This window comes from Neisseria perflava, from assembly GCF_002863305.2.
Taxonomy (GTDB): domain Bacteria; phylum Pseudomonadota; class Gammaproteobacteria; order Burkholderiales; family Neisseriaceae; genus Neisseria; species Neisseria perflava_A.
Map to the genome: position 1 here is coordinate 692,923 of NZ_CP136962.1, position 14,054 is coordinate 706,976.

Genomic DNA, 14,054 nt, shown 5'->3' on the forward strand with positions numbered 1-14,054 from the left:
GCCGTACCTGAAGGCGGAGCAGAGCTTTTTGTTGTGAAATCAGATTTCACTTTAATACTCTGAGGCCGTCTGTAAATATTACAGATGGAGTGTTCTGCGTGTCATGTTTCGCAGCGTGTGTTTAGATTGTTCAGACGGCCTGAGGGGTTAGTTTTGCTTTGCCGTCAAAAGTGACAGCAAGAGTCTTTTTTCATTTTCGGTCAAACCGGTTTGAATACTTTTTTGCTTTAAAGTTTCGATTTGGCTGTATTTTAATTCATTTAACAACTTTTTCATGCCGATTTGGAAACTTTCGCAATCTTCTTCGTTATCCCCTTCCATTTCTTCAGAATGAAGGGTCGATAAAAAGATTTGATTAACGGTTTCCTCATAGGGCGAACCGCGCATATATTCAAGCACTTGTGCGGTTGCAGGAGTCGTATCGTGATGTTTGATGGTTTCGGCCAGATTGGCAAGGCAGGCAAAGTCGCCGCTTAAAGCCAGATAATCGGGCAGGTCTATATATGAAGCCCAAGCCGGATTTATCAAGAGGCTGCGTATCTGTCTTTGAACTAGTGTCAGCATGGTTGGCTGTTTGACAGAAATAGGCGGCAGTTTGTAACTTTTTTGTTTGACGTGCCGCTTTGGCGCTTCTTGTCCGAGTAACTGGGCGAGGTTGTCAGGGTCGATGCCTACCAGCTCGCTGAGTTTTTGTTTCAGAAGATAGCCCAATGCCGGCGCGGTAATCTGAGCCAAAAGTGGAGAACTGGTTTTGACCAATTCTGCTTTGCCTTCTTGCGTATTGAGGTTGAGGCCGTCTGAAAGATGTTCCCAAAAGTATTCGGATAGAGGCTTGCTTTGGTTTAACAAGGCATCTTCAAATTGAGTCTTACCGTAGGCGCGGATGTAGCTGTCTGGGTCGTGTTCTTCGGGTAGGAACAGAAAATGCAGCGATTTATCGTCTTTTAATTGCGGTAACGCATTTTCCAGCGCGCGCCAGGCCGCTTTACGTCCTGCGCTGTCGCCATCGAAACAAAAATAAATACTGTCTGCCTGACGCATCAGGATTTTGACGTGTTCCGCCGTGGTTGCCGTACCCAAAGCCGCTACGCCGTAGCCGAGGCCGAACTGCGCCAATGCAACCACGTCCATGTAGCCTTCGACCACCAAAATCCGTCCTGCCTCTTTTACGGCAGCACGCCCTTCATATAGCCCGTAAAGGTTTTTTCCTTTATCGAACAAAGGCGTATCCGGCGAGTTGAGGTATTTGGGTTTGGAGTCGTCCAATACGCGGCCACCAAAGCCGATGACCTGCCCACGTGGATTACGGATAGGGAACATAATCCGATGGCGAAAGCGGTCGTAATGTTTGCCTTCGTTGTCGATGACCATGCCCGTATCCACCAACGCAGTATTCGGATAGGGTTGGAACACTTGCGCCAAAGGTTGCCAACCGTCAGGCGCATAGCCTAAACCATAATGCGCGATGACTTCCGCACTCAAACCGCGTTTGTCCAAATAAGCCTTCGCCGCCGGATTGAATTTCAACTGTTGCGCGTAAAAATCCGCTGCCGCTGCCGTCGTTTCTTCCAAAGTCTGTTGTTTTTTCTTACGTTCGGCACGGATTTCGGGGTTGTCTTCTTGCCCACGAACTTTAGGTACCGTCATGCCGACGCGATCAGCCAAAAACTGCACCGCCTCCGGAAACGACAGTCCCTGATGTTCCATCACAAAACCAATCGCCGAACCATGAGCCCCGCAACTGAAGCAATGGTAAAACTGCTTGGTTGGGCTGACCGAAAACGACGGCGTCTTTTCCTTGTGAAACGGACAGCAGGCCATATAGTTCGCCCCGCCTTTCTTCAGCGGAACCTGCTCGTCGATAATATCGACAATATCGACTTTGGACAAAAGCTCGTCAATGAAATCAGATGGAATCATGGTTCAGCAGAGGAGGATGGACGGAAAACATTTCAGACGGCCTTATAAACAGACAAAGGCCGTCTGAAAATGGAATTTTGGATGAGGGTTGAACTGAGTGAGTTTTATATTATAGCAAATTGTTGTAATACATGTGTCTTATCCTTTTGAGGTAGGGTATTTGGAAAGAGTATTTCATGTTCAAAATAATCACAAATATTACAAATTTTTGTTATACCAAGGAGCCTAGGTTAAGGGAGATGTTGTTCCAAAATTGTAGATTTCACTGGATATTTTGACTAAATTTCTTTTTCTTTATACCTATGTGCAAAGAAATAATTACTTGTAGGAGTAGAAATCCTCTTTCCTTTTGGGAAAGAGGATTTTTCAAGTTTACCTAATTGCTTATTTCTTTTCTTTAGGCATTTGAGATACCAATGACAAGTTGACATCCAGGCCTTCGATTTGGAAGTGCGGGCGGGCAAACAGGCGGACTTTGAAGAAACCCGGGTTGTCCTCGATATCTTCCACCAATACTTTTGCCTCTCTTAACGGATGTGTTGCCTGCAGCTCGTCGCTCGGGTCGGTCATTTCCGTTACCAGGGTATTGATCCAATTATTCAGTTCCAATTCAAGCATGCGACGGTCTTTGGTGGTACCGATGTTTTCACGCTGGATCAGTTTGAGGTAGTGCGCCAGGCGGGAGAGCAGGAAGACGTAAGGCAAACGGGCGTTGATGCGGCTGTTTGCGGTTGCTTCCTTGGTCTCATACAACGCGGGTTTCTGAGTCGAGTTGGCGGAGAAGAAGCAGGCGTAATCGCGGTTTTTATAGAAAGACAGCGGAACAAAGCCCAAGTTGGCAAATTCGAATTCGCGGGTTTCCGGGATCAGGACTTCTGTCGGGATTTTCATTTGATTGCCGGTACCCAGGTCGTACATGTGAATAGGCAAATCTTCAATCAAGCCGCCGGCCTGTGGGCCGCGAATTTGGACGCACCAACCGTTATTGATGAAGCTGCGCACCATATTGGCGGCAAAGGCAAATGATGCATTTGCCCACAAATAGCGGTTATGCTCCGTACCTTTTACCTGTTCTTCGTAATTGAAGCTGCGGACAGGCACGGTGTCGCTGCCGTACGGCAGACGGGCAAGGAAGCGAGGAAGGGTCAAGCCGATATAGCGTGCATCGTCTGTTTCGCGGAAGCTTTTCCATTTGATGTATTCGGCACGGTCCATATAGTTGGCCAAGTCTTGGATGGCGGCCACTTCCTCCATGCTTTCTTTGCCGAAGAAAGAAGCGCCGACCGAGCCGATAAATGGCATGTGTGCAGAAGCGGAAACACGCGAGATATTGCGCAGCAAAGCCATATCTTGAGGGCTGCGGTCAAATTCGTAGTTTGAAATCACGGCGCCGATAGGTTCGCCGCCCGGGGTGTCGTATTCGTTGCTGTAAGTGTGGCGGTACAGTCCGCTTTGCACGATTTCAGGCGCATCTTCAAAGTCTTGAATCAAATCTTCTTTGGAAACATCAAGAATTTCAATTTTGACATTGTGACGGAAGTCGGTTCGGTCGACCAAGAATTTCAAACCGCGCCATGCGGATTCGATTTTTTGAAATTCTTCGTTATGGAGGATTTCATCCAGTTGACGGCTGAGTTGTTCATCGATACGGGCAATGTGGTAATCGAGCAGGCTTTTGTCCAGGCGCTCCACTTTTTGGGAAGAGTCTTGGATCATTTTCATGAAGACGCTGACGGCTGCGGCAATACGCTCGTCGGCAGAGGCTTCCGACATTTTCTCGGCACTTTGGAATTGCTCGATATCGATGACGGAGTCAACGGCATTCAGATTGATTTTTTTACACAGATCTTCATAAACACTGTTTGTGTTTTCTTGTTCGATAACTGTAGTTTGGGCTTGGGCCTTTTGGCTTTTTTGCATATTTGAATCCTTACGGGTATTTCAGACGGCCTTTGATGTTACTTATTATTGATAGGTGCGATTTTTTCAAGACGGTCGCGCAGTTCGGCAGACAGGTTTTCGTCACGCAGAATGGCTTCCAATTCGCGACGGAAAGCAGAGTCGTCCAATAAGTTGGATTTCAAATCGCGAAGCAGGTTGCGCATAGCTAGCAAGGCACGCAATTCCGGCACATTCTGGGCAATTTGCTCCGGATGGAAGTCGCGCATGGATTTGAAATCCAAATTCACATTCATCTCGCCGCCGGCAGGAGAGAGTGTGTTTTTGACGGTCAGATTGGCTTTAGGATTGAAATCGGATAATACTGAATCAAAGTTGTTTTTGTTAATATTGACTTTTTCTTTTTCGGCAAGATCGCGTTTATCTTGGCCGTTGCTGTAATCGCCGGTTACTAAAAGCTTAAGCGGCAACTCAACCTTTTTTTGTGCGCCGCCGGTATGCAAGTCCAATTTAATATTGATACGGGAAGGCGGAACTTCGTTTTGAAAACTTTTGCTCACGATGAAATTTATCCTTTTTTGATAGATTAAGTGACACTTATGTCATTTTTTCAAATAAAATGCAAGGTATGGGGTCAGGAAATATCCTGATTGGTTAGTATAAATGTTAGACAGATAGCTTGTCTATTGTATTCAAATTTACCGGAAAAAGGTTTTTCAGTGAAATTTCACAAGCCGTTATGGGAAGAGGGGGTACTCCTATCGCCTCAACATTTTCAACAACAAGACAAATTCAATAATCATATGCATGCCCTGTTAATGAGAATGATGGGGGATTTTAGATGGGGCTGTTTTCAATGTGAATTTGACCGTCAGGCATTAGAAGTTGGAAAAATCAAATTAGATACACTTCAAGCATGCTTGCCGGATGGCACCTTAATTGATTTGCAGGCCGGCGGACGCCACGTCAATGTGCGTAATATTGAAGGCCTGTCTTTACAGCAACGAAATGTTGTATTGTTGGCACTGCCAGTCTATCAGGCACATGTTTCAAACTTGGTAGATGAGGATGAAACCAAAGATACGCCCAAGCGCTTTGTTAAGAGCTTTGAGAAGGTGGAGGATATTTTCTCTACCGAAGAAACAGAGTTTGCGGTGGAAGGGTTGAATCTCACCATTCGTTTCGATTTTGAACAAAATGACGACTATATTACCTGTCCTATCGGTGCAATAGAGAAAGATGAGACGGGCGCTTTCGTTTGGGCTAAAAACTATATCCCGCCATTGTTATCCATAACAGGATCGGAAACTTTATTCTCTTGTCTTAACCGCATCACATTGATGGTATTATCCCGTATAGAGAATTTGTCTGCCCGCCGCCGCTCTCGGAGCGAAAGTGTCGTTGATTTTTCAGTTTCCGATTCGATGCTGTTTTGGTTTCTGCATGGCTTAAATACCATTTATCCGGAATTGAAGCACCTGAATGACTACCCGCAGAAGCATCCGGAAGAGTTTTATAAACTTTTGGTACGCCTGCTGGGTATGCTGTATACCTTTAGAGCCAACGAGTCCGTTAAAGAAATAGACTCATATGATCACTTTGATTTGTTTGGAACATTCAACCGTTTGGAACAAAAAATCCGTGATTTGCTGGATGAGGTTATTCCTTCCCCTGTTATCGAATTGTCACTGGAGCATCTGAAATCGACGCATTGGCGCGCCCAGATATTTGATGACCGAATCAATGCTGATGCAGAGTTTTATCTTTCCGCCCATTCCGACTCCGTCGACTTCTTGGAATTGCAAAAACAGCTGCCTTTGGTCAGCAAAATCGGTGCACCCGATGATGTGGAGCGTGTAATTAATACGGCAGTGGTCGGCGTACCTTTACATCACCTTCATCAGACTCCGCCGGGCCTGCCTTTTAGAATGGACAATGTGTATTTTAGGTTGGATAAACGGCATGTCGCGTTTGATAGGATGATGCAGTCCCAAGTATGCAGCATTTATGTTCCGGCCTCTATTTCTGATTTACATTTAAGCCTATTTGCAGTAGTGAGTATTTAATATGAATAACCAACCCTTGATTAGAACCGTTTTGAGAGATACTGCTTTGGCGGTATCCGCATTATCTGCCGGCTTTACACCTGACCATTCCGAATCATGGTATGCTCATTGCAAAAATCTGATTCAAGATTTAAAGGCAAAATTAGCCGAGCTTGGATGGAAAGAAGCGGATATTGAAGAAGTTTCATATGCACAATGCGCCCTTTTGGATGAAGTTGCACTGCGCACGCTGAAAGGTAACGACAGGGAAGTATGGGAAAGAAACCCTATGCAGGTTTGTTTTTTCCAATCATATAATGCAGGGGATATCCTGTGTGACCGAATCGAATCTTTGTGTAAAAACCACAAGGATGCCAGCCCCTTGGTGGCGGAAACCTATCTGAGTGTGATTAATTTGGGGTTCAGGGGCCGATATGTTTTGGATGAAGATGCATTGCACACCGCACAGGAACAGTTGAAAAAAATCACACCTGCCTTCCCAAGCAATGCCGTATCGGAAGACGGTAAGTTGTTTTATATAGATCAAAAGGGAACGCCGCTGAAAAAAGCATTCAGCCTCCGTCCTGCCTGGCTGCTTGTGGGAAGCATTGTTGTAGCGGCGGTTGCATACTTTGCATTTAGATATTATCTAGATGGTTTGGTTGAACAAATACAAGCATTGTAATTTCAAGTGTTTATATAATGACTTATCGGAAAATTTCGGTTCTGGCGACCCTGGCTGTTTTTGAGCTCGTTTTACTGTATGTGTTCGCAGTATATTGGCAGGCAGGTTGGATAATCAAAGGCTGTGCTTGGGCATTGTCCGTTGGGGTGGCCTTTTATTATTGGCGTTTTTATCTAAAGAAAAAACGCGAACAAATCAATACGGATTTTTGGAAGAAAATCACAGAAGAATTGGATTCCAACGGAGATTTGGGTTGCTATACCATTCGTCTGCATGACTCTTCTGTGCCGAGAAAGTTGGTAGAGAGGGTAAATGAAACCGTCTATATCAATATGTCGGGTTCGGAAAATCTGCATCCGGTCGTTTCCAATTTGCTTGAAAATACAGCCCATAAGTATGTTTCTGTGAGTCTGGAGCTGTGGCTTTCCCCGGCGGAAAATACCGATATTGCGACCACTTTGCGCACATGGTTGCGTAATATACTTTTTCTGCAGAAGAGCACAGGTTTGACTATCCCGGTGCACTGGTTGATTCAAACGCCGGTGTCTTTTTTGTTTGATAGAAAAAACAGTCATTCCGTTTTTTCTATCATCAATAAGAAAGAACACAACCGTCTGCAGATAAACGAATTCTTAAAGAACCTGAAAAACGCCCTGTCCCTTAAATTTCTGCATGACAGCAATGCCCAGTATAGCCATCAATATGTTTATCTGATGGAGGCGCTGAATTTTTTAGAAGAAAAATTCTTAAAAAATACAGATAGCGGATGGGAGTATGTGGACATATGCAGTTTAAGCCTTGCCGATTGTGGAAATTTTCAAAATACATCTGAATGGGCAGCTTATCTGGTAAAAAATACAGATGGTCTTATTCCGACGGCAAAAAGCGTTCAACATGGTTCGGTAAGATACATCCTATCCGAATATCTGGATAAATATGCCGTTTATCATAGAAATCATATTTCAGATATGATTTTTAAGGTATTATTCATTGGTGTTGCCGGTTTTTTTCTGGCCGCGTCGTTTTCAACTGTCAATAACAGCCGTTTGTTGGAACAAATCGGCACGCATATAGCGGACTTCCGTATGGAAACGGATAAAGCCGAACAGGCTAAAAAAATAGGGCTGTTGAAGCAGGACTTGAAATTGCTTGAAGGATACCGTGATTACGGTGTTCCTGCATATTTGGGCTTGGGACTGTATCGTGCGCAGGCCTATATCCCCAAATTAAAAGCCTTAATCCCTGCCGAAGTTCCTAAAGCGCCCGGGCCTGTCAAAAAGCCGGAGCCGGTGGTTCTTACCCTGGATAGTTTGGCACTCTTTGAAACCGGCCAGTTTGAATTAAAAAATAATGCCAATAAAGCATTGATTGGCGTATTGAAGGCAATCGAATCACATCCTGATACCCGCATTTTAGTTGAAGGCCATACCGATAATGTCGGAAATCCTGTTTCCAATCAGCAGTTGTCAGAAAAACGGGCCCAATCCGTCAAAGACTGGTTGGTGATTTCTTCTAATGTTCCGGAGGGTCGGTTTGAGGTCAAAGGTTTGGGTGATACCAAACCGATTGCAGACAATCAGACAGAAGACGGTAAGGCCAAGAACCGCAGGGTTGAGATTATCCTTATTCCCTCGGCAACACAGTAATTCAATGCAGCACAAGTTGCTTTAAGCCTTAAAACTTAAAGCGTTTTTAATAAAACTAAGGAGTAAAAATATGGCAATTCCTGCTTATATGTGGCTGAAAGACGATGGCGGTTCCGCTATTAAAGGTTCCGTTGACGTTAACGGCCGTGAAGACAGTGTTGAGATCGTTGAGTTCCAACACAATGTCCGCATTCCTACAGATGCCAATACCGGCAAACTGACAGGTACCCGCGTTCATGAACCTATCGTATTGTACAAAGAATACGATGCGTCTTCTCCATACTTGTACAAAGCCGTAACCACTGGCCAAACTTTAAAAGAAGTAGAAATCAAGTGGTATCAAATTGATGCATCCGGTCAAGAGAAAGAGTACTTCAATACCAAACTGGACAACGTTAAAGTTGTCGCAGTAGGTCCTGTAATGCACAACATCAAAGACCCTGCACGCGAGCGTTACAACCACTTGGAACGCGTTGAATTGCGCTACGAAAAAATCACTTGGACTTATAAAGACGGCAACATCATTCATTCCGACAGCTGGAACGAAAGCCGCGCTTAATCATCCACATAAAGTGCTGCCTGATAAAGGTAGCACTTTTTTATAACACATTTTTACATCAGGGATATCAAATGTCTGCACATGATCAAGCCTTATTATTACGTCGTCTGAATACGCATTGCCAACAGGCAATGGAAGCCGCCGCCGGTTTATGTCAAACACGGGGTCATGCCGAAATTACGGTTGACCATTTGTTTATCAAACTATTGGAATTAGGGGATGGCGATGTCGGCGCCTTATTGAGACGTTACGAAATTGATTCGGAAAACATCTGGAACCCTTTGCTGGACACGATGGATAAACTGCCGCGCAATGTCCGCGGTAATCCTTCACTGTCCAAATCACTGGTCAGCCTATTGTCAGACGCATGGCTGCTGGCAAGTGACGAAGGCGCATCGGAAATCCGTTCCGCTTATCTGTATCAGGCATTGTTGAAATCCCCTTACCGTCTGATGACGCAGGATGCATGGCCGCTGTTGAGTCTGACGGAAACCCAAATAGGCCGTCTGAAAACATGGTTGGATGAAGTCTCAATCGAAGGCACCAACAATACGTTTGCCCAAACTTCTGCCGAAGAAGGCCAGGAAGGCACTCAGGCTGAATCCAAACCACAACCGGTTAAAGCAACCGGACAAAACGATGCATTGGCGCGCTTTACCGTCAACCTGACTGAAAAAGCAGCCCAAGGCGGCATCGACCCCGTATTTGGCCGCGAAACAGAAATCCGCCAAATGATGGATATTTTATCGCGCCGCCGTAAAAACAATCCGATTTTGGTCGGCGAGCCGGGCGTCGGTAAAACCGCACTGGTAGAGGGCCTAGCCTTGAAAATCGCCTCAGGCGAAGTGCCTAAAATATTAGAAAACACACAGGTATTGGTCCTGGATTTAGGCCTGCTGCAGGCAGGTGCGGGCGTTAAAGGCGAATTCGAACAACGCCTGCGTAACGTAATTGAAGCCGTTCAAAATTCCGAAGAACCCATCTTATTGTTCATTGACGAAGCGCATACCTTAATCGGCGCCGGCAACAGCGCCGGTGGCGCAGATGCCGCCAACCTCTTAAAACCGGCCTTGGCACGAGGCGAATTGCGCACCATTGCCGCCACAACCTGGAGCGAATACAAACAATATTTTGAAAAAGATGCCGCATTGGAGCGCCGTTTCCAAATGGTCAAAGTAGAAGAGCCCGATGACGAATCCGCCTTCACCATGCTGCGCGGCTTGAAACAGCGTTATGCCGCCTACCATAAAGTCCATATTCAGGATTCCGCAGTCATCGCAGCCGTGCAACTCTCCAGAAAATACATTACCGGCCGCCAACTGCCCGACAAAGCCGTAGACTTGTTGGATACGGCCGCCGCCCGCGTCCGCATGAGCTTGGATACCGTTCCCCATATCTTCGGCTTGATGGAGGCACAGGCCTCCTCGCTGCAACGGGAATTGGAAGCATTGGATGCCGACAAACAACTGGGCCGTCTGAACGCATCGCAAGAAGAAAACATCCGACAAGTCGAGCAGGAAATTGCCCAACTGAACGAACAGCGCGAAGAAATGAACCGCCGCTATCAGGAAGAAAAACAATTGGCGGACGAAATACAATCCTTAATGGAAGCCGCCAAAAATACAGAATTGACTTCCGAAGAGCGGGAAGCCGCACAACAAAGCCTGACCGAGAAACAGCAACAGCTGGATGCCGTCGTCACAGGCAAACCGCTGATTTTTACCAGCGTCGATGAAACCGTGATTGCCGACATTATCGCCGACTGGACAGGCGTGCCCGCAGGCAGCGTACTCAAAGACGAACTGGCCAACCTGCTGCAGCTCGAAAGCCTGCTTGAGCAACGCGTAGTCGGACAAAGCGAAGCCATCCATGCGATTGCGCAAAGTTTAAGGGCTGCCAAAGCCGGCCTGAAAACCAACGACTCCCCGTTGGGCGTATTCCTGTTGAGCGGCCCATCCGGTGTCGGCAAAACAGAAACCGCCCTGGCATTGGCAGACGCACTCTTTGGCGGCGAAAAATCACTGATTACCATCAACCTGTCCGAATACCGCGAGGCACACACCGTTTCCCAACTTAAAGGCTCGCCTCCGGGTTATGTCGGCTACGGTGAAGGCGGTGTATTGACCGAAGCCGTACGTCAAAAACCATACAGCGTCGTATTGCTGGACGAAGTCGAAAAAGCCCATAAAGACATCCTCAACCTCTTCTACCAAGTCTTCGACAAAGGCATGATGCGTGACGGCGAAGGCCGGGAAATCGACTTCAAAAACACCGTTATCCTGATGACTTCGAACTTGGGCGCAAACGAACTGACCCAGTTGCTGAAACCGCAAGAGCCAGAAGAGGCAGAAGAAGCCGCAACAGAAGAAAACCAAGAAGCAAACGGACAAGAACAGATCGCCGATACCGAAGTAGAACTTTCTGCACAAATGCCGGAAACTCCGTCTGAGCACACCGAAGTTTCAGACGGCCCTGCCGAAGCCGAAGAAGCACCCGAATACAGCTTGGAAGAACTGGCGGAAGCCATCCGTCCGATACTGACAGACCACTTCCAAGCCGCATTGTTGGCGCGTATGCAGGTCGTTCCTTACCGTCCGTTGGAAAAAGAAGCATTGGCCCAAATCGTCAGATTGAAGTTGGATAAAATTGCAGACCGGCTGTATGAAGCCCATCAAACACGTCTCAGTTACAGTGAGGACTTTGCAGCGCTGCTGGCCGATTCCTGTACGACCGGCGACAGCGGTGCGCGCAACATCGACCACCTGCTGAACCGTCAGGTGATGCCGGCGATAGCCCAAAGTTTTTTACAATGGCAGCAGACGGCGGGTCATATGCCGGAGCGAGCGAGCTTGGAAGTTGGGGAAGAGGGCATAGACGTTTTGTTTGAATAAGGCGGATTAAAGGCCGTCTGAAGGGGAAGTCAACAAGGTTGATTACCTTTCAGACGGCCTTTTTTCCATTTATTTTATCTGCTCTAGATTATTAGACGGAATTTGGCTGCCTATAGAAAGCTTTGTTATGGAAGAAATGATATGAAATTTGATAAATTTGTTGGATATATAATTTTTTTATTACTATGTATATTGTCTTTTTTCCTTCTTAAGCAAAATTTCTATAATGCAGATTATATTGTATATGGAGATATGTATAAGCTGTCTGAACTTCAGGGTGAGATAGAGGGGAGTGAAATCGTCATTAAGTTATTTTTTATTTTAAATAATATTTCTATTTTGCTTTTTTTGCTTAATAGAAAAATACTTAGCACAATCGTCTTTGCTTTATTGGTATATTTTGTCTATCACTTAGTAGAATTGGATCTGTTTTTTATCATTGTCTCCAGTACAATAAAAGCAGGTAATTATGTATTAATCATTATATTTGCTCTCTATGCGTTACTTCTGTTAATCAATATATATTCTTATCTTCGTCCATCCAAATTGAGATAAGTGTGTAGATTAGATAAGACCGAATAAAAAAGGCCGTCTGTAAGATATTCAGACGGCCTTTGATGTTGGTTTGTTTTTTGATTTAGTTGCACTTTGATGGTATGAATATGATAATGAACGTATATCCTCGGTTTTAGAAAGGTCGTTTCTCATGAAAGATTTTGCCCGTTTGCTCAATCATCCTGATATTTCCTTTTCTTCGATCCCAGATGCCATTAAAGTTGATAACCCTGCAACAGGTGAGGCTTTGGCGTTTGTCCGTAAGACTGATTCAGACGGCCTGAAGCTTTTGATTCAAAAGGCGGAGACGGCACAAAAATTATGGGCGGCAAAAACTGCGTTGGAGCGCGCCGATGTGTTGTGGCGTTGGTATTTTTTGATTAAAGAAAACAAAGAAGAACTGGCGCGTATCATGACGATGGAGCAGGGCAAAAGTCTGACTGAGGCGCGAGGTGAAATTGATTATGCAGCTTCGTTTGTGCGTTGGTTTGCAGAAGAAGCGCGGCGGATTGACGGCGACGTGCTGACGAGTGTGAAAGCGTCGCAAAAACTGGTTGTATTGAAACAGCCTGTCGGAGTTACCGCTGCGATTACGCCGTGGAACTTCCCATCTGCGATGATTGCGCGTAAGGCTGCACCTGCTTTGGCGGTGGGCTGTGCGATGATTGTCAAACCTGCATCGCTCACGCCTTTGAGTGCGTATGCGTTGGCTGTACTGGCCTACGAAGCGGGCGTGCCGCAAGATTTGTTGCCTGTTGTCAGCGGTAGTGCTTCGGAAATCAGCCATGAATTTGCCACAAATCCAACTGTGCGCAAAATCAGCTTTACCGGCTCAACCGAAGTCGGCGCGAAAATTTTTGCCGACAGCGCGGCAGACATTAAAAAACTCAGTTTGGAACTGGGCGGCAATGCGCCGTTTATCGTGTTTGACGATGCCGATTTGGACAAAGCCGTTGAAGGCGCGCTGGCGAGCAAGTTCCGCAACAGCGGACAGACCTGCGTCTGCACCAACCGCGTTTACGCTCAATCCGGCATTTACGACGAATTTTGCCGCAAATTAAGTGAAAAAGTGGCTGCGCTCAAATTGGGCAACGGCTTGGAGGATGGCGTAAACCAAGGGCCGCTGATTGAGGAAAAAGCGGTGGAGAAAGTCGAGCAGCACATCGCCGACGCGCTTGCTAAAGGCGCAAGTTGCCTGACCGGCGGCAAACGCAGTGCATTGGGCGGAACATTTTTCGAACCAACTGTTTTAAGCGGCGTTACGGCGCAAATGGCGGTAGCTCGCGAGGAAACCTTCGGGCCGTTGTGTCCGGTGTTCCGTTTTGAAACCGAAGCCGAAGTCATCGAGGCTGCGAACAATACGGAATACGGTTTGGCAGCTTACCTTTTCACCTCCAATACCGCCCGCCAATGGCGCGTCGGCGAAGCCTTGGAATACGGCATGGTCGGCATCAATACGGGCTTAATCAGTAATGAAGTGGCACCGTTTGGCGGCGTGAAACGCAGCGGTTTGGGACGCGAAGGTAGCAAATATGGTGCGGACGAGTATTTAGAATTGAAATATTTGTGCATTGATGTAGCGGAATAAGGCTGCATAGTAAAGGCCGTCTGAAATTTGGTTTTCAGACGGCCTTTTTCAAACGCAGAGAAGGTATTGGATAATTTTCATATTGTGAGAGCGAGCTTTATAAAAAAGCAAAACCATAAGAAACAAAGTTGCAAAAAATTTGTCACATGTTTATTAAATTAGTTTGATAACTATTTTATATGTTTTTAATTTCATTATATGTGTATTCCAAATTTCTGGAGTTAGTTTTTCTTTAAGCGATGGCAGCGGAAATTTTGGTATATATA

At 46.1% G+C, this 14,054-nt stretch carries 9 protein-coding genes; 6 read left to right on the plus strand and 3 right to left on the minus strand.

Annotated features, from left to right (window positions below; all coding sequences use genetic code 11):
* Positions 1–147: 147 nt before the first annotated feature.
* From dnaG to tssB, 3 genes are all read right to left on the minus strand, one after another.
* On the minus strand, positions 148–1,920 hold the full coding sequence (gene dnaG, locus CYJ98_RS03150) for a DNA primase (RefSeq protein WP_101755241.1): 1,773 nt from the start codon (positions 1,918–1,920) through the stop codon (positions 148–150).
* 384 nt (positions 1,921–2,304) lie between these two features.
* Positions 2,305–3,840: a type VI secretion system contractile sheath large subunit gene (gene tssC, locus CYJ98_RS03155; RefSeq protein ID WP_101756363.1), complete on the minus strand. Its 1,536-nt coding sequence runs from the start codon at positions 3,838–3,840 to the stop codon at positions 2,305–2,307.
* 38 nt (positions 3,841–3,878) lie between these two features.
* Entirely contained in the window at positions 3,879–4,379 is a 501-nt protein-coding gene (gene tssB / locus CYJ98_RS03160) for a type VI secretion system contractile sheath small subunit (RefSeq protein WP_049332195.1), read from the minus strand.
* Positions 4,380–4,538: 159 nt separating this feature from the next.
* Between tssB and tssK the strand changes: the two genes are divergently transcribed.
* From tssK to CYJ98_RS03190, 6 genes are all read left to right on the plus strand, one after another.
* Entirely contained in the window at positions 4,539–5,885 is a 1,347-nt protein-coding gene (gene tssK, locus CYJ98_RS03165) for a type VI secretion system baseplate subunit TssK (protein ID WP_101756362.1), read from the plus strand.
* Between the two features lies 1 nt (position 5,886).
* Positions 5,887–6,549 carry a DotU family type IV/VI secretion system protein gene (locus CYJ98_RS03170; protein WP_101756361.1) on the plus strand — a complete coding sequence of 221 codons (663 nt, stop codon included), beginning with the start codon at positions 5,887–5,889 and terminating at the stop codon, positions 6,547–6,549.
* Between the two features lie 17 nt (positions 6,550–6,566).
* Positions 6,567–8,195: an OmpA family protein gene (locus tag CYJ98_RS03175; RefSeq protein ID WP_101756360.1), complete on the plus strand. Its 1,629-nt coding sequence runs from the start codon at positions 6,567–6,569 to the stop codon at positions 8,193–8,195.
* Positions 8,196–8,265: 70 nt separating this feature from the next.
* Entirely contained in the window at positions 8,266–8,754 is a 489-nt protein-coding gene (locus CYJ98_RS03180; protein ID WP_049332188.1) for an Hcp family type VI secretion system effector, read from the plus strand.
* A 71-nt stretch (positions 8,755–8,825) separates the two neighbouring features.
* Positions 8,826–11,645 (plus strand): type VI secretion system ATPase TssH, encoded by a 2,820-nt coding sequence (gene tssH, locus CYJ98_RS03185; protein WP_114926221.1) that lies wholly within the window; start codon positions 8,826–8,828, stop codon positions 11,643–11,645.
* A gap of 706 nt (positions 11,646–12,351) precedes the next feature.
* Positions 12,352–13,788 carry an NAD-dependent succinate-semialdehyde dehydrogenase gene (locus CYJ98_RS03190; RefSeq protein WP_101756222.1) on the plus strand — a complete coding sequence of 479 codons (1,437 nt, stop codon included), beginning with the start codon at positions 12,352–12,354 and terminating at the stop codon, positions 13,786–13,788.
* The last annotated feature ends 266 nt before the right edge of the window (positions 13,789–14,054 follow it).